Below are 17,730 nucleotides of genomic sequence, written 5' to 3'. Positions count from 1 at the left end.
AAGCCCGCTAAATCCCGACCTTCACCACCGCTCCTGGGTCCGTGAATTCCAGTAGGCGCCCGGCCTCCTCCTCGATGGCCGCACGCTCCACTGTGGACAGTTTGCGCAACGGTTCCACTGTCAGCTCGACCGCATCCTTGGTCTTCTTGGTCGACCACTTCGCCGCGACCGTCCCGTCGACCAGCACCGTCGCCGCGACCGAAGCGCCGATGCAGACCGCTTTGCGCACCTCGTCGGTCATCACTCGCGTCCGGTCCGCGAACGCCAGCAGCGGCGCGTCGAAGTCGGGGACCAGCCGCACGGGCGCCGGAAGCTCCTCTGACGCCAAAGTGGCATCCGGCAGATCGAACAGCTCCCGGCCGTTCTCGTCGGTGTACGTCCGCAGCTCCGGCCGCATCTCTTCGAAGATCTCCTTCAGCCCGCCGACGCCCGACCAGGCCCTGGCGTCCGAGACACTCGCCGGGCCGAACGCCGCGAGATACCGCCGGATCATCTCGGGCAGGTCAGCCTTCCCGGTGACGCCGGTCCACTCCGCACTGGCGAACGGCGTCGCGCCGTGGACGTTCCAGGTGCCGCTCGGCGCGGGATGCACGAGCGGCTCCAGGTACTGCACGGTCCAGCCGAGCGCTGTCGGGTCGGCGCCCGGCCGGCTTTCGGCGAGCCGCTTCCCGAGCTGAGGCCTGGTCAACGGGCCGTCGGCGAGCAGGCGCCTGGCGTCGGCGACCAGCGCGTCGAGGTCGATGCCGGTGGTGGCCTTGCCCCAGGCGTTGCGCTGCACGCGGACCAGCAGGGGAGCCACAGCCGGGCGGATGAGGCGGAAGTCCGGGACCGACAGCAGATGCTGGGTGGCGCGCATCAGCGTCGAGCGGACCAGCGTGCCGTCCTCGATGGCCGCGGTGAGGTCCTTGATCTCGAACTCTCGCAGCCGGTTCCACAGCGCGAGGTAGGGCAGGTTCGGGCCCTGCGCGTTGAGGCCGAGCAGCCGCTCGGCCGCGTCCACTATGGACAGGCCGGCGCGCTCGAGCAGCAGCTGCCGCTCGAGCGTCGTCCGGTTGAGCGTCCGGGTGCCGATCCTGGTCATCGCAGCTTTCCGAAGAACTCGCGGATGTCGCCGGCCAGCAGGTCCGGCGCCTCCATCGCGGCGAAGTGGCCGCCGCGATCGAACTCCGACCAGTGCACCATGGTGTTCTGCCGTTCCGCTGTCTCGCGGTCGGTGTGGTCGCCGGGGAACACCGCGCACGCGGTCGGCACCCCCGAGTCGGCGAACTCCGCGCCCCAGACCGAGGACTCGCGGTAGAGGCGCGTCGACGAGGCGAACGTCCCGGTGAGCCAGTAGAGCATCACGTTGGTGAGGAGGTGGTCCTCGTCGATCGGCTCTTTCGCGAAGAGGTGGAAGATGTCGGCGATCCACGCCAGTAGCGCGGCGGGGGAGTCGTGCATGCCGAAGGCCAGTGCCTGCGGCCTGGTCGACTGGATCGCCGCGTAGCCGCCGACGTCGCGGAAGCCGGCCACCACCTCGTCGGTCAGCGTGATCAGCCCGGTGACGTATACCCCGGCCACGTGCTCGGTGTCGATCCGTCCCAGCCGCGGCCCGACGAACGACCCGACGTCACCACCCGCCACGCCGTACCGCTGGTAGCCGAGCTCGGACATCAGCGCCGCGATCACGTCGGCGTAGCTCTCGATGCTGCCTTGCCCCGCCCGCTTCGTCGGCCCGGAGAAGGCGAAGCCGGGGTAGGACGGGATGACGAGGTGGAAGTCCCGCGACAGCGGCTCGATGATGTCGAGGAACTCCACAAAGGACGCAGGCCAGCCGTGCAACAGCAGCAACGGCAACGCGTCCTCGTCCGCCGAGCGGATGTGCAGGAAATGCACGCGCTGCCCGTCGATCTCGGTGACGAACTGCGGGTGCGCGTTGAGCTTGCGTTCCCAGGCCCGCCAGTCGTAGCCGGTCCGCCAGTGCTCGGCGAGCCGTCGCACGGACGAGACCGGGATGCCGTGGCTCCAGCCGACGTCCGGAAGCTCGTCGGGCCAGCGGGTGTTCGCCAGCCTGGCGGTGAGGTCGTCGAGCCTGGCCTGCGGGATGTCGATGCGGAAGTTCTCCATGTCCGCAACGCTAGGAGGCACTTAGGTCAGAATCGGTCCTAAGTCTGTGGCAATCTTGAGCCATGTCGTCAGCCAGGTTGCTCAAGCTCCTCTCGCTGCTGCAGACCCACCGCGACTGGTCCGGCGCCGATCTCGCCGACCGCCTCGGCGTCACCACGCGCACGGTCCGCCGCGACGTCGACCGGCTGCGCGAGCTCGGCTACCCGGTCCACGCCACCCAGGGCACCGCGGGTTACCAGCTGGGAGCGGGCGCGTCGCTCCCGCCGCTGCTGCTCGACGACGACGAGGCGATCGCCGTCGCGGTCAGCCTGCGCACCTCGACCTCGGTCACCGGTATCGAGGAGACCGCGGTGCGCGCGCTGGCGAAGTTGGAGCAGGTGCTGCCGCCCCGCCTGCGCCACCGCGTCAACACACTCCAGACGGCCACCGTCCGCATCGGCGCTTCGGGCCCGCCAGTCGATCCGGACACGCTGATGGCGATCGCCGACGCCTGCCGCCGCCGTGAGCGGCTGCGCTTCGACTACACCAGCCCGCGCACCGGTGTTTCGGTCCGCACGACCGAGCCGCACAGCCTGGTCAACTACGGCAGGCACTGGTACCTCGTCGCCTGGGACACCGAACGCGAAGACTGGCGCACCTTCCGCGTCGACCGCCTCGTCCCGCGCACCCCGACCGGCCCCCGCTTCCCGCCCCGCGAGCCGCCGGAAGGCGACGCCGCCACCTACGTCTCACACCAGCTTTCGGCGAAGACCTGGGGCTACCAGGCGACCGTGCGGCTCCACGAGTCCGCGGAAGCCCTGGTCGAGCGGGTCTGGCCGGGCATGGGCGTCGTCGAGGCGGTCGACGCGCGAAGCTGCCTCTTCCACGTCGGCGCCGAGACGCCGGCCGACCTGGTCTGGATGATCACCTCGGTCAACGTCGGCTTCACACTGGTGACCGGCCCGCCGGAATTCGCCGCCGCGCTGCGTGCCCAAGCGGACCGATGCCTGGCCGCGCTCAGTTGACCTTGGCGCCGTAGACGTGCTCGACGGTCATGGTCATGAGCACGCGGCGGTCGGTCACCATCGCCGACCGGTACTCGTCCCAGTCCGGATGCTCGCCCGCGGCGGTGCGGTAATAGTCGACCAGGGCCTCGACCTCGGGTCCGTGCGGGTCGGTGCCGGGACCGACGAGCGTCGCGGTGCCTTCGGCGGTCGCCCACGACCCGCCGTCCGCACTGGTCACCTCGAGCGTGGCGCGCGGGTCGCGACGCAGGTTGATGGTCTTGACCAGCCCGTCGCGCATCGACACATGGATGACGCCGTTCTCCTTGTCGTAGAACGGCAGCACAGGAGAAAGCTGGGGGCGGCCATCGCGCTTGATCGTCGCCAGTACACCGAGCCTGCTCTCGGCGAGCAGCGCGTGTGGATCGAAGGACATGGCAGAATCTTGAAGGTTCATACCGGTGTGAAGGTCAAGGGGGAAGCGCGTGCTGATCGGGGAGCTGAGCAGACGCACCGGCGTCCGGACCCACCAGCTGCGGTATTACGAGGCCCAGGGCCTGCTCGAACCCGCTCGCGGTTTCAGCGGCTACCGCGAGTACTCCGACGACGCCGTGCTGACCGTGATCCAGATCAGGAAGCTGCTCGACGCCGGGCTGTCGACCCAGGACATCGGCTACCTGCAGCCCTGCGTCACCGGCGCGGCACCCGACCTCGAGCCCTGCGCCGAGCTGCTCGACGTGCTGCGCACCCGTCTCAAGGGGATGGACGAGCAGATCGACACGCTCACCCGGTCCCGCGAAGCACTGCGCGCGTACATCGCCGCCACGGAAAACCGACCCTGAGGAGAGACGTGTCCGACGAGGCGTTGGCGGCTTTCGGCTATGAACTCGGGATCCTGAAACGGATCCGGCGGGCGGGATGGTGGCAGGCCGGGGTCCGCGATCCCGAGTCGGTGGCCGAGCACAGCATGCGCGTCGCACAGCTGGCCGGGCTGCTGGCGGCCGAGGAGGGCGCCGACCCCGCACGGGCCGCGTACCTCGCGCTCTGGCACGACACGCAGGAGACACGCACCGGCGACCTCCCGCACACCGCGAGGCCGTATCTGACCAAGCCGGACCCACGGCAGATCACGGCCGACCAGACCGCCGCTCTCCCCGAGCGCGCCAAGAACTCGGTCCGCGACGCCGTGGCGGAGTACGAAGCGGCCGAGACCCCGGAGTCCCGCTGCGCCCGTGACGCCGACAAGCTCGAAATGTTGTTGCAGGCGGTCGAATATCGGGACATCGGCGTCGCGCGGGTTCAGGAATGGATCAACTCCGCGCTCAACGGCATCAGCACCGAAACCGGGCGCCGGGTCGCCGAGGTCGCTGTCGACCTTTCCCCGATGACGTGGCGGCGTTAGTCGTGAGCGTTGCGGGCGGTTCTAACCGCCCGCAACGCTCACAACCCCAATACCAATAAATCCTGATCGGACTCGAGGACGCGATAGCCCGCCCGCGCGAAAGCGGCTTCGAGTTCGGGAAGCGGCGACAGAATGACCAGCCGCGCACCGGGTTTCAGATTCGGCGAAAGGCGCGCGACTATCGCGTCGATATCGGATGACCCGGCAGGCCAAGCGACCGTGACGAAGTCGAAGACGCCCATCCGCGGCAGCCGGGCCGTCGCATGGACCTCGTACGAGATGCCCAGCGGATCCCGTTCTTCGGCGCGCTGGGCGATGGCGATCAGCTCCTGCGAGCCGTCCACACCCATGACCCGCGAAGCGCCCGCCCGGCGGAACAGCCGGGGGTAGTGACCGTCGCCGCAGCCGACGACCAGCACGGATTTACCGGACAGGCCGGGCAGCGCGGTCAGGATGGAGTCTTGTCCGACTCGCTCCCTGCCCGCCATGAGCCGGACGCTAGCCGACCCGTGCTACCTCCGACAGGGCCAAGCGGCTCATCCCTGGATACGCATGAACGCCACTTTCATTACGTTCAGCGTAATGAAAGTGGCGTTCATGCCGTTGGGACCGAAACTCAGACTCCGCCGCCACCGGCGTCGGCGACCAAGGCGATCTCCTTGGCTTTGTCGCCGGTCGTCTTGATGACCTTCTTGTTGCGGCGGTTGCGCTTCTCCAGGTAGTTCGCCAGCGCCGTCAGCAGCAGGCACATCACCACGTAGATCGCGCCGACCACGAGCGTCGACGGCACGATCGGCCTGGCGAAATCGCCCTGCGAGCCGATGAACTTGGCGTAGTACAACAGCTCCTGATACGTGATCAGGAAGCCGAGCGCGGTGTCCTTCAGCAGCACCACCAGCTGGCTGATGATCGTCGGCAGCATCGCCCTGATCGCCTGCGGCAGCAGCACCGAGATCATCACGCGTGTCTTGCGCATGCCCAGCGCGTACGCCGCTTCGGCCTGCCCGCGCGGCAGCGACTGGATGCCCGCGCGGAAGATCTCCGCGAGCACCGAGCCGTTGTACAGCATCAGGCCCAGCACCACGGCGAGGAACGGGGTCGTCTGGACCCCCGCGATCGGCAGGCCGTAGTAGAACAGGAACATCAGGACCAGCAGCGGGATCGCGCGGAAGAACTCCACCACCACGCCCGCGATGCCGCGCAGCCACGCGTGGTCCGAAAGCCGGCCGGCCGCGAAGATCGCGCCGAAGATCAGGGCCAGCACCGCGCCGGCGCCGAACGCCTTGAGCGTGAACCAGGTCGCGCTCAGCAGGTCTTCCTGAACCTGCGCGTACTCGAGCCATTCCCACTTGCTCGGGGCGAACTGGCCGCTGTCGTAGAAGCGGTAGACGACGAACGCGATCAGCGCGACCACGGCCACGACGCCGATCACCGCGAACGCCCGGTAGCGCAGGCGCGCCTTCGGGCCCGGGATGTCGAACAGGACGTTGCTCATCGGGCCACGCTCCAGCGCTTCTCCAGGCTGCGCTGGACGAGCGACAGCACGGAAACCAGGATGATGAAGCCGAGCGCCACCCAGAGCAGCCCGACCAGCTGGTTCTCACCGCGTTCGGACAGGTACTGCCGGATCGCGCCCGCTTCGGCGACCGAGAACCCGGCCGCGATCGTGGTGTTCTTCAGCAACGCGATCAGGGTGCTGATCAGCGGCGGGACCACCGACCGCAGCGCCTGCGGCAGCACGATCTGGCCCAGGATCTGGGTGAAGGTCAGCCCGAGCGCGCGGGCCGCCTCGGCCTGGCCGACCGGCACGGTGTTGATCCCGGAGCGGACCACCTCGCAGATGAACGCGGAGGTGTACACGGTCAGCGCGACCACCGCGGCGGGGAAGTAGTCCAGCTTGACGACCTTCAGCAGCGGGAAGGCGAAGACCATGAAGAGGAAGACCAGCGTCAGCGGGGTGTTGCGGACGATGGTCACGTAGGCGGTGCCGAACGCGCGGAACACCGGCACCGGGCTCACCCGCAGCATCGCCAGGAAGGTGCCGAAGATCAGGCTGCCGATCGCGGCGAGCAAGAACAGTTTGATCGTGGTGAGGAAGAAAGGACCGAAGAGGTCCAGATTGTCGAGCAGGACGTTCATCGAGCCCCCGCTGCTTCCTTCTCGGGAGAGGTGGATACGACCGCGGCCGGTGGACAGCGTTCATCCACCGGCCGCGACGTGACGGTCAGTACTTCTCGAGGGTCGGCTTGGTCGCGGGCGAGCCCGACTTGCCGAGCGTGGCGTCGTAGATCTTCTGCCAGGTGCCGTCGTCCAGCGCCTTCTGCAGGGTGTCGTTGATCTTGTCGCGCAGCGCCTTGTCGTCGTGGCCGAGCCCGATGCCGTACGGCTCCTTGGAGAACGGCTGGCCGATGACCTTCAGCTCCTTCGGCTGCTGCGAGGCGAAGCCCTTGAGGATCGCGTCATCGGTGGTGACCGCGTCGACGTCCTTGGTCAGCAGCTTGTCGACACACTGCGAGTAGCCCTGGAACTCGACGATGTTGTTGTCCTCGGTCAGCTTCTGCTCACGCACGCGCTGGATCGGCGTCGAGCCGGTCACCGAGCAGACCTTCTTGCCCTTGAGGGTGTCCTTGCCGGTGATCGACGTGTCGTCCGCGCGGATCAGCAGGTCCTGGCCTGCCTGGAAGTACGGGCCCGCGAAGGAGATCTGCGCCTTGCGCTTGTCGTTGATCGTGTACGTGCCGGTGTAGTAGGCGACGTCACCGTTGGTGATGGCCTGCTCGCGGTTGGCCGACGGGATGGCCTTGTACTCGATCTGGTCCTTGCCGAAGCCGAGGCTGGCGGCGACCAGGCGCGCGATCTCGATGTCGAAACCGGAGTACTGACCGGTCGTCGCGTCCTTCTTGCCGAGGCCGGGCTGGTCGTCCTTGACGCCGATGGTGATCTTCTTGGCGCCCTTGGCCTTGGCGAAGGCCGCGGAGCCCGCGACGTCCACGTTCTGCGCGACCACGTACTCCGGCAGCGTGGCGGCGTTGCCGGACTGGCCCTCGGCGGGCTTGTCGGTCGGCGTGCCTTCCTTGCCACAGGCGGTCAGCGCAAGACCGCCGACGAGCAGTCCCACCGCGAGGGTGCGGATCCTCATGTGAATCTCTCCTGTTTGTTTCGACGGTGCGGCGTGCGCCGCGGTACCACGCTCAGTGGGTCAGGATCTTGCCGAGGAAGTCCTTGGCGCGGTCCGACTTCGGCTTGGTGAAGAACTCGTCGGGCGTGGTGTCTTCGACGATCTCGCCGTCGGCCATGAAGATGACCCGGTCGGCGGCACGGCGGGCGAAGCCCATCTCGTGCGTGACCACCAGCATCGTCATGCCGTCCTTGGCGAGGCTGGTCATGACGTCCAGCACCTCCTGGACCATCTCGGGGTCCAGCGCGGAGGTCGGCTCGTCGAACAGCATCACCTTCGGGCGCATGGCCAGCGCGCGGGCGATCGCCACGCGCTGCTGCTGCCCGCCGGAGAGCTGGGCCGGGTACTTGTCGGCCTGGTTGGCGATGCCGACCCGCTCGAGCAGCTCCATCGCCGTCTTGCGGGCGTCGGCCTGCGCGGTCTTGCGCACCTTGACCGGCGCGAGCATCACGTTCTCGACGATCGTCTTGTGCGCGAACAGGTTGAACGACTGGAACACCATGCCGACGTCGGCGCGCAGCGCCGCGAGTGCCTTGCCCTCGGCGGGCAGCGGCTTGCCGTCCACGGCGATCTCGCCCGAGTTGATCGGCTCCAGGCGGTTGATCGCCCGGCACAGTGTCGACTTGCCCGAGCCGGAGGGCCCGAGCACGACCACCACCTGCCCCTGGGGCACCTCGAGGTTGATCTCCTTGAGTACATGCAGGTCGCCGAAGTACTTGTTCACGGCGTCTGCCCTGATCATCGGCGGCGCCGTCGGCGCGGCGGTCATCTGGCCTCCACGAGCCTTGCTGGTTCTTAGGTTGTCCACGAGAGCGAGCACGCGATGGCGGAAACCTACTCCCGCCGAACTCGATGTAAAGCCCGCTTGACCCACACTTAGGGTTTCAAGTCCGTATCGTTCCCCCTCATCACCACTGATCACCCTAGTCCGGCGAAACGGACGACGTTACCGGGGTCACACCCGGTGTAATCTGGATCGGTCACGGTCCGTCACCGGTTCGCCCGCTCGGGCGGCCTCAGGGAGGGGAACAAGGCTTGCGGGTATTGCTCGTAGAGGACGACGACCGTGTCGCCGGAGCCCTCACGCCCGCGCTCGTCCGCCGGGGACTGGTGATCCGCAGGCTGGCCTCGGGCGCCGGGGTGCTCGATCGGGTGCATGAGGTCGACGTGGTCCTGCTCGACCTCGGCCTGCCCGACGTCGACGGGATCGTGCTGTGCCGCCAGATCCGCGCGGTCAGCGACGTCGCGGTCATCGTGGTCTCCGCGCGCGGCGAAGTGGAGGACCGGATCCTCGGCCTGCGCGCCGGCGCCGACGACTATCTGGTCAAGCCGTACAACGTCGAGGAGCTCGTCGCCCGCGTGCACGCGGTCCGCCGCAGGCGCGGCGACGGCGGCGTCGTGTCGCCCGCGCCGACCGGCGTGGTGCGCATCGACGACGTGCACGTCGACCTCGACCGGCATGAGGTGCGCGTCGGTGGCGCCGTGGTTCCCTTGTCCCGCAAGGAGTTCCAGGTGCTGACCCTGGTCGTCGCCGCCCGCGGCGCGGTGTGCACCCGCGAGCACGTGCTCGTCGAGGTCTGGGGCCGCAGCGGGCCGGCGGAGAGCCGCTCGCTCGACGTCCACATCGCGACGCTGCGCACCAAGCTCGGCCGTCCCGCGATGATCGAGACCGTCCGCGGGGTGGGCTACCGGCTGGCCGGCCAGCCGGAACGGGAGTGATCCGATGCGCCTGAGACTGCAGGCGATCGTGCTGTCACTGGTCGCGCTGCTGGTGTTCGGCCTCGGCGTCCCGCTGGCGCTCGCCGTCGCGGGCCGGGTGCAGCAGGAGCTGTTCCTCGACCGGCTCACCGACACCTCGCGGTTCGCCTCGGTCGCGCAGCGGCCCATCGTGGACGCCCGCACCGACGAGCTCGACGGCCAGCTGCGCCGCTACAGCGAGGTCTACGGCGTCTCGATCGCCGTGATCAACAAGGACCGGCAGCTGGCCTCGTTCGCCAGCAGCGACGGCACCCCGTTCGGCAGGCTCGGGCCGAGCATCACCAGCAGCATCAACACCGCGCTGGCGGGCAGGCGTCCCGAGCCCGGCGCGGTGCTGATGCCGTGGGACGGCAGCCCGCTGGTGCTCGCCGAGCCGATCCTGATCGACGGCGAGGTGCGTGGCGCGGTCGTGACCGTGTCGGACACGGGCAAGGCGCGCACGCTGCTGGTCGTCTACTGGACGCTGATCGCCGCGGGCGCGGTGCTGGCGTTCAGCCTGGCGCTGCTGGTCGCGCTGCCGGTGGTGCGCTGGATCCTGCGCCCGGTGCGCAGGCTGGACGAGGCGACCGAGTCGCTGGTCGCCGCCGTGGTCAGTGGGCGCGACGTGGAACTGGTCGGCGCCGCCAGCGGGCCGCCGGAGCTGCGCAAGCTCGGCAGCTCCTTCGACCGGATGGCCGCGAGCGTCGGCGAGGCGCTGCTCGCCCAGCGCGCGTTCGTCGCGGACGCGTCGCATCAGCTCCGCAACCCGCTGACCGCGCTCAAGCTGCGGCTCGGCAACCTCGACGGGCACGTCGACCCGGCGGCCGACGAGGAGCTCGAAGCCGCGGTCGCCGACGCCGACCGGCTCAACCAGATCCTCGACGGGCTGCTGTCGATGGCGAGGGCCGAGGCATCCGCGGGCGATCTGGTGCTCGCCGACCTCGACACCTCGATCGCCGACCGGGTGGCGGACTGGCGCGTGGTCGCCAAGGCCGACCGCGTCGGGCTGGAGACACACGGCCTCGGCGGCGGGCTCGAAGTGCTCACCCCCGCGCGCGGGCTCGAGGTCGTGCTCGACAACCTGATCGACAACGCGCTGAAGTTCTCCGAGCCGGGTTCGGTGGTCGAGATCGGGGTCGAGGCGGTCGAAGACGGCGTCGAGCTCTCGGTCCGCGACCACGGGCCGGGGCTGCGGCCCGAGGAGCTCGAACGTGCCACCGACCGGTTCTGGCGCAGCCAGTCGCATCAGAACGTGCCTGGCTCCGGGCTGGGCCTCGCGATCGTCAGCGAGATCGCCACGCTCGCGGACGGCCGCGTGCGCCTGGAGCTGCCGGACGGCGGCGGCCTGCGTGTGATCGTGACGCTGCCGGTCAGGGCTTCCGATCGCGGTAGTACCTGAGCGCGCCCGGATGTAGGTCCAGCGGCATCGTCTCGATACCGGGATGCACGTCGATGGACTCCGCGGCCGCGCTCACCATGCCCAGCTCGCCGACCGAGTCGTACAGCGTCGAGACCAGCGCGTGCGCCAGGTCCGCGCTCATGTCCGTGCGCACCACCAGGTAGTTCGGCACGACCAGCGTGGTCACCGGGTTCCCGCCGATCAGCGGGTACGCCGACGCCGGGATGGTCGCCCGCCGGTACACCGGGTTCGCGATGCGCATCTGGTCCATGGCCGAGCCGATGTCGAGCAGCCGCAGCTGCGTCGACTGGCTGGCCTGCGTGATCGCGTCGGTCGGCAGCCCGCCCGACCAGAACACCACGTCGACCGTGCCGTCTTTGAGCTCCTTGAGCGCGGGTTCGAGGCTGAGTGACTTCTTCTCCTTCGGCGTGATGCCGATCCGGTCGAGCAGCACCTGCGCGATGTGCGCGACGCCGGAGTCCGGCAGCCCGATCGCCAGCCTGCGGTCCTTGAGGTCGGTGAGCTGGTTGATCGTGGAGTTCCGCAGCACGACCACGTGCAGGTAGTCGTCGTAGACCCGCGCCAGCGCCTGCAGCCCGGCGCGCCCGGTCGTCACATCGGCCGCGCTGAAGGCGACGTCGGCCTCGTGGCTCGCGAGCTTGTCGAGGTTGTCCGGTGAGCCCTTGCTCGTCAGTACCTTGGGCGCCTCGGCCAGCCCGAGGCCACGCGCCCACACCCCGGACAGCGAATGCGCGAGCTTGGAGTAGACCCCGCCGTCGACACCGCCCGCGATCGTCACGTGCTCTCCGGACAAGTCCGGCGTACAGCCCGCGAGCAGCACCAAGGTCAGTGTGAGGAGGCTGATCCGGCGGGTCACAGTCACGGGCCCGATCGTGCCAGACCAGGTCAACCGCGTACTCTCGAACGCGAGATGAGCGCGCGCACTTACCAGATCCGTACCTTCGGCTGCCAGATGAACGTGCACGACTCGGAGCGGCTCGCGGGCCAGCTCGAGGGTGCCGGTTACGTCCCGGCCGAGGATGAGGGCACCCCTGACCTGATCGTGTTCAACACCTGCGCGGTCAGGGAGAACGCCGACAACAAGCTGTACGGCACGCTCGGCCACATCCGGCCGGACAAGATCGCGAACCCCGGCATGCAGATCGCCGTCGGCGGCTGCCTCGCGCAGAAGGACCGCGGCGAGATCGTCAAGCGGGCGCCGTGGGTGGACGTCGTGTTCGGCACGCACAACCTCGGCTCGCTGCCGACGCTGCTGGAGCGCGCCAGGCACAACGACGAGGCGCAGGTCGAGATCCTCGAGTCGCTGGAGACGTTCCCGTCGACGCTGCCGGCGCGGCGCGAGTCGGCGTACGCGGGCTGGGTGTCGATTTCGGTGGGGTGCAACAACACCTGCACGTTCTGCATCGTGCCCGCGTTGCGCGGCAAGGAAAAGGACCGCCGTCCCGGTGATGTGCTGGCCGAGGTGCAGGCGCTGGTTGACGAGGGCGTGCTGGAGGTGACGCTGCTCGGGCAGAACGTCAACTCCTACGGCGTCGAGTTCGGGGACCGGCTCGCGTTCGGCAAGCTGCTGCGTGCCTGCGGCGATATCGAGGGCCTGGAGCGCGTCCGGTTCACCTCGCCGCACCCGGCCGCGTTCACCGAGGACGTCATCGACGCGATGGCCGAGACGCCGAATGTCTGCCCCCAGCTGCACATGCCGCTGCAGTCCGGTTCGGACCGGCTGCTGCGCGAGATGAAGCGGTCGTACCGCTCGGCGAAGTACCTCGGCATCCTGGACCGGGTGCGCGAGTCGATGCCGGACGCCGCGATCACCACCGACATCATCGTCGGCTTCCCCGGTGAGACCGAGGAGGACTTCCAGGCGACCATGGACGTCGTCGCGGAGGCGCGGTTCTCCAGCGCGTTCACGTTCCAGTACTCGCAGCGCCCCGGCACGCCCGCCGCCACGATGCCGGACCAGCTGCCGAAGGCCGTGGTGCAGGAGCGCTACGAGCGGCTCGTGAAGCTGGTCAACGACGTCGCGTGGGACGAGAACAAGAAGATCGTCGGCCGCAAGGTCGAACTGCTCGTCGCGACCGGCGAAGGCCGCAAGGACGCCGAAACCCAGCGCATGAGCGGCCGCGCCCGCGACGGCAGGCTCGTGCACTTCACCCCGACCGGGCCGATGATCGACCGGTCGGTGCGGCCCGGCGACATCGTCGAGACCGTGGTGACCTACGGCGCGCCGCACCATCTGGTGGCCGACGGCGACCTGCTCTCGCACCGGCGCACCCGCGCGGGTGACAACGCCGAGGCCGGACTGCGTCCCAAGACCGATGGCGTCGGCCTCGGCCTGCCCTCCTTCGGCGCGCCCGCGCCGTTGCCCGCTACGACCGGTGGGTGCTCACTGTGAACGACATGGACGAACAGCTCGCCGCCGACGTGGACAGCGTCGTCGAGAAGGCCGCGCGCACGATCGATCTCGGCAAGCGCGGGTTCACCATCGCGGTGCTGGTGTTCGTGCTGATCATCGGCCAGCTGCTGCCGTGGGTCGGCGACCACGTCGGCTGGCAGGTGCTGACCGGCCAGGGCGGTGGCATCCCGCAGCTGTTCGCCGCGACCTCGACCGGTGTCGGCGTCTTCGCGTCCGCGCTGACATTGGCGCTGCGCCGCTGGTGGATGGCGTGGGTGTGCGCGGTCGGCGGCTGGTTCGCCTTCGTCGACGGGATACTGGCGATCTGGTCGCAGCAGTCCTCGGTCGCGGCCAACGCGATCGGCACCGGGCCGGGCATCGGCATGATCGTCGCCTGGCTGGCCACCATGCTGCTCGGCATCCAGTGGATGCGGGCGGCCTGGTCCCGCACCTGAGCGCGGGGCCAGGCGGCGCCGGTCAGAGGATCGTCAGCAGGGAAATGTTCGAGTACGCGCTCAGGTAGAGCGTGGTTTCGGGGTGGTAGAGCCGCAGCGAGACGGTCGCGCTGAAGCTCAAGCTCAGCGAGAACGTGCCCTTGGGCTTGCAGTAGTAGCTGCCGTAATCGACCCACAGGCCCGCGCTGGTCTGCGTCTGCAGGATCAGCGTCTCCGAGCCGGACGACACCGCTTCGTCGCTGAGCAGGCCGCCTTCGAGCACATCGAGCTTGCCATGGAGCTTGACCTCCTCATTGGCCTTGGCCTTGTTCTTGGAGAGGTCGAGGCCGACGTTCACCTTCTTCTTGCCGTTGGCGACCGAAGAGGCGGTAGCCGGGGAACCGATCGCCGACGCGGCGGGCGTGAACCCGGCCACCAGAGCGCAGCTGATAGCCAGCGCCGCGAAAGCGCGGCCTGCGTGTGAAATCAGTGTGTGGTTCATGGTCCACAGTGGACCACCCAAGATCGTCCTGAGTGATCGCTAACCCTCGACCAGGTGACGTCCCGTTATCCACCTGAAAGGAGTCGTGAGTGTTCCGGCCGGTTCTAACCGGCCGCAACACTCACGACCCCTGACCTGCGAGTCGACCGCCGCCCAGCGCTCGCCCAGGCCTTCCGCGAGCGCTCCCTTGTCCACGCTCTCCCTGTATGAAGGCTCCCTTCATCCAACCCGGCGCGTATGAAGGGAGCCTTCATCCACCTATGCGTGATGAGGGGAGCCTTCATCCAGATCGGCTTGTATGAGGGGAGCCTTCATCCACCTACGCGTGATGAAGGGAGCCTTCATACAACCCGGGCTGTATGAAGGCTCCCTTCATACAAGCCGGGGGCCAAGCAAAAGGGCTCGTGAGTGTTTTAGCCGGTTCTAACCGGCCGCAACACTCACGAGCCCTGAGCAGGGGAAACTACCGGTCCGCCACAGCGGCTTCTGCGGCGGCGAGCCATTCACGCCACTGCGCGGCCTGCTCGTCGGCCTTCTTGGCGTCGCGTTCCTTGCCCGCCGCGCGCGCCTTGGCCGCCTGCGACTCGAAGTGCGCGATGCGCTCGCGGAACTGCGCGACGCGGGCCTCGGCCTCGGGGTCGGTGCGGCGCCACTTGGTCTCTTCGGCGTCCTTGATCTTGTCCTGGACGGCCTTGAGACGCCCGTCGAGCTCGCGGATGCGCTCGCGCGGGACCTTGCCGATCTCGTCCCACTGGTCCTGGATGCGCCGCAGGTGGTTCTTGGCGGCATCGAGGTTGGCGGCGGGGTCGATCTTCTCGGCCTCGACGAGCAGCGCCTCCTTCTTCGCCGCGTTCTCGCCGAACTCGGCGTCACGCTCGGAGAACACCGCGGAGCGGCGTGCGAAGAACTTGTCCTGTGCGGCGCGGAAACGCTGCCACAGCGCCTCGTCGGAGTCCTTGGGCGCCCGGCCCGCGGCCTTCCACTCGCCCATGAGCTCCTTGTACCGGCCGGCGGTGTCGCCCCAGTCGTCGGAGTCGGCGATCTTCTCGGCCTCGGCGATCAGCTCTTCCTTGCGCTGCTTGGCCGTCGCGCGCTGCTTGTCCAGCTCGGCGAAGTGCGAGCCGCGGCGGCGGTTGAACGCCTCGCGGGCCTTGGAGAACCGCTTCCACAGCTCGTCGTCGGTCTTGCGGTCGACGCCCTTGACGGCCTTCCACTCGTCGAGGATCGAGCGCAGCCGGTCGCCGGCGGACTTCCACTGGGTCGACTCGGCCGCGATCTTCTCGGCCTCTTCGGCGAGGACCTGCTTGCGGCTGATCGCCGCGGAGCGGGCCTCCTCACGCTCGGCCTTGGCGCTGGCGAGCGCCTTCTCCGCATGCCCGATGACGTGGTCGATCCGCGCGCCCAGCGCGGCCAGGTCACCGACCACGGCGGCTTCGGCGAGACCCTCGCGCATCTGCGTGGCGCTCTGCAGCGCGTGCTTCGGGTCGCCCGCGCCGGACTCGAGCCGGGTTTCCAGCAGCTCGACCTCGGTGCGCAGGTCGTCGAAACGGCGTGCGTAGTGGATGAGTCCTTCGTCAGGGGATCCCGCCTGCCAGACACCGACAGCGCGCTCACCGTCCGCGGTCTTGACGTAGACGGTGCCCTCTTCGTCCACCCTGCCCCACCGGTCCGGATGGGTCTCGGCTTGCGGCACCGGGGGAGCGGCGTGGCCGCTGCTCACTGCGTGCGGCACGGGGTGCGGTGCCGGGGTACCGGTGGACGTGTTCTCCTGGGCCATCGCAGGCTCCTTATCGCCTGTACGCCCGCCGGGGCGGGCGCCCCACGGGTGGCGTGGGGCCGGGTAGTGCGGGTATGCGAACCTCTGCCGCATTCAAGCAGCTCACGGTCCGCAGTGGTACTGGAACGCTTTACCTAGAGCACGTGATCCTACTGGTGACGGAGCGTCCGCGGTGGCCACTCCCAGAAGGGGAGGTAACGTCGCACGGCGTGATCACGCAAGTGGTGACGGTGCCTCAGCCACCGTTGCTCGTCCCCGAACTCGCCGCGGGCGCCGCCCCGGAGACCGCTCAGCTGCGCGAAGCCTGCCTGTCCGCCGTGCGCACGCTGGGCGGACGCTGGCTGGCCGTCGCCGCGGGCCCTGTCGAGCGAACCGTGCCAGCCGCCAGCGCCGGCTCGTTTCGCGGTTATGGCGCCGACGTCAGGGTCACTTTGGCGGGCGACGGCGCTTCCACTCCGGCGGGTGAACTTCCTTTGCCCGCCCTCATCGCGGGCTGGCTTCGCGGGCAGGCGGGCGCCGAGTCCGTCGACGTCCGCATCGTGGACGCCGACGCCACCCCGGATCGCTGCGCCGGGCTCGGCGGGCGGCTCGACGGCGAAGACGTCGGCCTGCTCGTGCTCGGCGACGGCTCGAACCGGCACGGGCCACGGTCACCCGGCAACGAAGACGAGCGCGCTCCCGGTTTCGACGAGGCGGTCGCCGCGGCGCTCGGCAAGGCGGACCTGGAAGCCTTACGAGCGCTGGACCCCGGACTGTGCGCCGAACTCGGCGTGGGCGGCCGCGTGCCCTGGCAGGTGCTCGCCGGGCTCGCCGACGGCGCCTCCTGGCGCGCGGAGCTGCTCTACACCGGCGCCCCGCACGGCGTCGGCTACCACGTCGCGGTCTGGGAGCGCGGGTGATCCGGCCGATCGCGGTGGTCGGCCCGACGGCCACCGGCAAGTCCGATCTCGCCGTCGACCTCGCGCTCGCGCTCGGCGGCGAGGTGATCAACGCCGACGCCATGCAGCTCTACCGCGACATGGACATCGGCACCGCCAAGATGACGCTCGACGAGCGCCGCGGCGTCCCGCATCACCTGCTCGACGTGCTCGACGTGACCGAGACCGCGTCCGTCGCCGCGTATCAGCGCGAGGCTCGCGCGTGCGTCGAGAAGCTGCTCGACGCCGGCCGGGTCCCAGTGCTGGCAGGCGGTTCCGGCCTCTATGTCCAAGCCGTGCTCGACGACCTCAAGTTCCCCGGCACCGACCCGGCGATCCGCGCGCGCCTCGAAGCCGAGGCCGAAGAAACCGGTACCCCGGCGCTCTACGCGAGGCTCGCCCAGGCCGATCCGGCCGCGGCCGAGGCGATCCTGCCCGGCAACATCCGCCGGATCGTGCGCGCGCTCGAGGTCATCGAGATCACCGGCGAGCCGTTCTCGGCGAACCTGCCCAAGCCCGGCCCGGCGCGCTACGACACGCTCATGATCGGCGTCGACCGTGCCGTCGCCGAACTCGACGAGCGCGTCGACCTGCGTGTCGAGCGGATGTTCGCGGCCGGGCTCGTCGACGAGACCCGCATGCTCGCCGAGCGTGGCCTGCGCGAAGGCAAGACCGCGTCACGTGCGCTGGGCTATCAGCAGGTGCTTACGGCGATGGACACGGACGGTGACTACGAAGCGGCCGCGCAGGCGACCGCGCTCGCCACCCGCAGGTTCGTCCGCAAGCAACGTTCCTGGTTCCGCCGCGACAAGCGGATCCACTGGTTCGGCGGTGCCGATCGTCACCTGGCCGACAGCGTGTTGACATTGGCAGGCAAGTAAT

General features: G+C 69.1%; 20 protein-coding genes. 9 read left to right on the top strand and 11 right to left on the bottom strand.

The window, feature by feature from the left end:
* Window positions 1-7: 7 nt before the first annotated feature.
* Entirely contained in the window at window positions 8-1,081 is a 1,074-nt protein-coding gene (locus tag BLV57_RS34020; RefSeq protein ID WP_091296283.1) for a winged helix DNA-binding domain-containing protein, read from the bottom strand.
* A complete protein-coding gene (locus BLV57_RS34015) occupies window positions 1,078-2,106 on the bottom strand; it encodes an epoxide hydrolase family protein (protein WP_091296279.1) in 1,029 nt (342 codons plus the stop codon). The genes BLV57_RS34020 and BLV57_RS34015 overlap by 4 nt, the downstream gene beginning before the upstream one ends.
* 62 nt (window positions 2,107-2,168) lie before the next feature.
* On the opposite strand from BLV57_RS34015, the gene BLV57_RS34010 reads away from it, so the two are divergent.
* Window positions 2,169-3,110 (top strand): helix-turn-helix transcriptional regulator, encoded by a 942-nt coding sequence (locus BLV57_RS34010; protein ID WP_091296275.1) that lies wholly within the window; start codon window positions 2,169-2,171, stop codon window positions 3,108-3,110.
* On the opposite strand, the gene BLV57_RS34005 is transcribed toward BLV57_RS34010, so the two are convergent.
* Entirely contained in the window at window positions 3,103-3,525 is a 423-nt protein-coding gene (locus BLV57_RS34005; RefSeq protein ID WP_091296272.1) for a PPOX class F420-dependent oxidoreductase, read from the bottom strand. The two genes, BLV57_RS34010 and BLV57_RS34005, sit on opposite strands and share 8 nt — an antisense overlap.
* A gap of 49 nt (window positions 3,526-3,574) precedes the next feature.
* On the opposite strand from BLV57_RS34005, the gene BLV57_RS34000 reads away from it, so the two are divergent.
* Entirely contained in the window at window positions 3,575-3,931 is a 357-nt protein-coding gene (locus tag BLV57_RS34000) for a MerR family transcriptional regulator (protein ID WP_091296269.1), read from the top strand.
* 8 nt (window positions 3,932-3,939) lie between these two features.
* On the top strand, window positions 3,940-4,491 hold the full coding sequence (locus BLV57_RS33995) for an HD domain-containing protein (protein ID WP_091296266.1): 552 nt from the start codon (window positions 3,940-3,942) through the stop codon (window positions 4,489-4,491).
* 38 nt (window positions 4,492-4,529) lie between these two features.
* Here BLV57_RS33995 and BLV57_RS33990 read toward each other — a convergent pair whose 3' ends face one another.
* The 5 genes from BLV57_RS33990 to BLV57_RS33970 all read right to left on the bottom strand — a co-directional run bounded on the left by BLV57_RS33990 (window position 4,530) and on the right by BLV57_RS33970 (window position 8,411).
* A complete protein-coding gene (locus BLV57_RS33990; protein ID WP_091296263.1) occupies window positions 4,530-4,979 on the bottom strand; it encodes a class I SAM-dependent methyltransferase in 450 nt (149 codons plus the stop codon).
* Between the two features lie 128 nt (window positions 4,980-5,107).
* A complete protein-coding gene (locus tag BLV57_RS33985) occupies window positions 5,108-5,986 on the bottom strand; it encodes an amino acid ABC transporter permease (protein WP_091296261.1) in 879 nt (292 codons plus the stop codon).
* On the bottom strand, window positions 5,983-6,630 hold the full coding sequence (locus tag BLV57_RS33980; RefSeq protein WP_091296258.1) for an amino acid ABC transporter permease: 648 nt from the start codon (window positions 6,628-6,630) through the stop codon (window positions 5,983-5,985). The genes BLV57_RS33985 and BLV57_RS33980 overlap by 4 nt, the downstream gene beginning before the upstream one ends.
* An 85-nt stretch (window positions 6,631-6,715) precedes the next feature.
* Window positions 6,716-7,630, bottom strand: a complete 915-nt coding sequence (locus BLV57_RS33975; RefSeq protein WP_091296256.1) for a glutamate ABC transporter substrate-binding protein — start codon at window positions 7,628-7,630, stop codon at window positions 6,716-6,718.
* Between the two features lie 52 nt (window positions 7,631-7,682).
* The gene (locus tag BLV57_RS33970) at window positions 7,683-8,411 is read right to left on the bottom strand and encodes an amino acid ABC transporter ATP-binding protein (protein ID WP_176968942.1); all 729 of its coding nucleotides are present in this window, start codon (window positions 8,409-8,411) and stop codon (window positions 7,683-7,685) included.
* Between the two features lie 293 nt (window positions 8,412-8,704).
* Here BLV57_RS33970 and BLV57_RS33965 point away from each other — a divergent pair, with 293 nt between their 5' ends.
* Together BLV57_RS33965 and BLV57_RS33960 are read left to right on the top strand one after the other, a co-directional pair.
* Complete coding sequence (locus BLV57_RS33965) at window positions 8,705-9,388, top strand: response regulator transcription factor (protein WP_091296251.1); 684 nt, start codon at window positions 8,705-8,707, stop codon at window positions 9,386-9,388.
* Between the two features lie 4 nt (window positions 9,389-9,392).
* Window positions 9,393-10,805, top strand: a complete 1,413-nt coding sequence (locus tag BLV57_RS33960) for a sensor histidine kinase (protein WP_091296248.1) — start codon at window positions 9,393-9,395, stop codon at window positions 10,803-10,805.
* Here BLV57_RS33960 and BLV57_RS33955 read toward each other — a convergent pair.
* Window positions 10,777-11,688 carry a TAXI family TRAP transporter solute-binding subunit gene (locus tag BLV57_RS33955; protein ID WP_245757629.1) on the bottom strand — a complete coding sequence of 304 codons (912 nt, stop codon included), beginning with the start codon at window positions 11,686-11,688 and terminating at the stop codon, window positions 10,777-10,779. The genes BLV57_RS33960 and BLV57_RS33955 overlap by 29 nt on opposite strands.
* Before the next feature lie 48 nt (window positions 11,689-11,736).
* Here BLV57_RS33955 and miaB point away from each other — a divergent pair, with 48 nt between their 5' ends.
* A complete protein-coding gene (miaB, locus tag BLV57_RS33950) occupies window positions 11,737-13,218 on the top strand; it encodes a tRNA (N6-isopentenyl adenosine(37)-C2)-methylthiotransferase MiaB (RefSeq protein WP_091296246.1) in 1,482 nt (493 codons plus the stop codon).
* A 5-nt stretch (window positions 13,219-13,223) separates the two neighbouring features.
* A complete protein-coding gene (locus BLV57_RS33945) occupies window positions 13,224-13,673 on the top strand; it encodes an Rv2732c family membrane protein (RefSeq protein ID WP_091296800.1) in 450 nt (149 codons plus the stop codon).
* Window positions 13,674-13,695: 22 nt separating this feature from the next.
* Here BLV57_RS33945 and BLV57_RS33940 read toward each other — a convergent pair whose 3' ends face one another.
* Together BLV57_RS33940 and BLV57_RS33935 are read right to left on the bottom strand one after the other, a co-directional pair.
* Entirely contained in the window at window positions 13,696-14,154 is a 459-nt protein-coding gene (locus tag BLV57_RS33940; RefSeq protein ID WP_091296245.1) for a hypothetical protein, read from the bottom strand.
* 463 nt (window positions 14,155-14,617) lie between these two features.
* Window positions 14,618-15,931 carry a DUF349 domain-containing protein gene (locus BLV57_RS33935; RefSeq protein ID WP_091296243.1) on the bottom strand — a complete coding sequence of 438 codons (1,314 nt, stop codon included), beginning with the start codon at window positions 15,929-15,931 and terminating at the stop codon, window positions 14,618-14,620.
* Window positions 15,932-16,140: 209 nt separating this feature from the next.
* On the opposite strand from BLV57_RS33935, the gene BLV57_RS33930 reads away from it, so the two are divergent.
* Together BLV57_RS33930 and miaA are read left to right on the top strand one after the other, a co-directional pair.
* Window positions 16,141-16,830, top strand: coding sequence for a class III extradiol dioxygenase subunit B-like domain-containing protein (locus BLV57_RS33930; protein ID WP_091296241.1), 690 nt, complete (start codon window positions 16,141-16,143; stop codon window positions 16,828-16,830).
* Window positions 16,827-17,729, top strand: a complete 903-nt coding sequence (gene miaA / locus BLV57_RS33925) for a tRNA (adenosine(37)-N6)-dimethylallyltransferase MiaA (RefSeq protein WP_176968932.1) — start codon at window positions 16,827-16,829, stop codon at window positions 17,727-17,729. The genes BLV57_RS33930 and miaA overlap by 4 nt, the downstream gene beginning before the upstream one ends.
* Window position 17,730: the final 1 nt, after the last annotated feature.

The organism is Amycolatopsis xylanica (assembly GCF_900107045.1).
GTDB classification, from domain to species: domain Bacteria; phylum Actinomycetota; class Actinomycetes; order Mycobacteriales; family Pseudonocardiaceae; genus Amycolatopsis; species Amycolatopsis xylanica.
The sequence above is the reverse complement of the archived record's forward strand: the minus strand, read 5'-3'. Positions and strand labels throughout refer to the sequence as shown.

Bases quoted from the DNA above. Each gene is read 5' to 3' on its own strand.
- BLV57_RS33960 (WP_091296248.1), top strand. From the start codon at position 9,393: ATGCGCCTGAGACTGCAGGCGATCGTGCTGTCACTGGTCGCGCTGCTG.
- BLV57_RS33940 (WP_091296245.1), bottom strand. From the start codon at position 14,154: ATGAACCACACACTGATTTCACACGCAGGCCGCGCTTTCGCGGCGCTG.
- BLV57_RS33980 (WP_091296258.1), bottom strand. From the start codon at position 6,630: ATGAACGTCCTGCTCGACAATCTGGACCTCTTCGGTCCTTTCTTCCTC.
- BLV57_RS34020 (WP_091296283.1), bottom strand. From the start codon at position 1,081: ATGACCAGGATCGGCACCCGGACGCTCAACCGGACGACGCTCGAGCGG.
- BLV57_RS33990 (WP_091296263.1), bottom strand. From the start codon at position 4,979: ATGGCGGGCAGGGAGCGAGTCGGACAAGACTCCATCCTGACCGCGCTG.
- BLV57_RS33945 (WP_091296800.1), top strand. From the start codon at position 13,224: ATGGACGAACAGCTCGCCGCCGACGTGGACAGCGTCGTCGAGAAGGCC.
- BLV57_RS33935 (WP_091296243.1), bottom strand. From the start codon at position 15,931: ATGGCCCAGGAGAACACGTCCACCGGTACCCCGGCACCGCACCCCGTG.
- BLV57_RS34010 (WP_091296275.1), top strand. From the start codon at position 2,169: ATGTCGTCAGCCAGGTTGCTCAAGCTCCTCTCGCTGCTGCAGACCCAC.
- BLV57_RS34015 (WP_091296279.1), bottom strand. From the start codon at position 2,106: ATGGAGAACTTCCGCATCGACATCCCGCAGGCCAGGCTCGACGACCTC.
- miaB (WP_091296246.1), top strand. From the start codon at position 11,737: ATGAGCGCGCGCACTTACCAGATCCGTACCTTCGGCTGCCAGATGAAC.
- BLV57_RS33975 (WP_091296256.1), bottom strand. From the start codon at position 7,630: ATGAGGATCCGCACCCTCGCGGTGGGACTGCTCGTCGGCGGTCTTGCG.
- BLV57_RS33970 (WP_176968942.1), bottom strand. From the start codon at position 8,411: ATGATCAGGGCAGACGCCGTGAACAAGTACTTCGGCGACCTGCATGTA.
- BLV57_RS34005 (WP_091296272.1), bottom strand. From the start codon at position 3,525: ATGTCCTTCGATCCACACGCGCTGCTCGCCGAGAGCAGGCTCGGTGTA.
- BLV57_RS33985 (WP_091296261.1), bottom strand. From the start codon at position 5,986: ATGAGCAACGTCCTGTTCGACATCCCGGGCCCGAAGGCGCGCCTGCGC.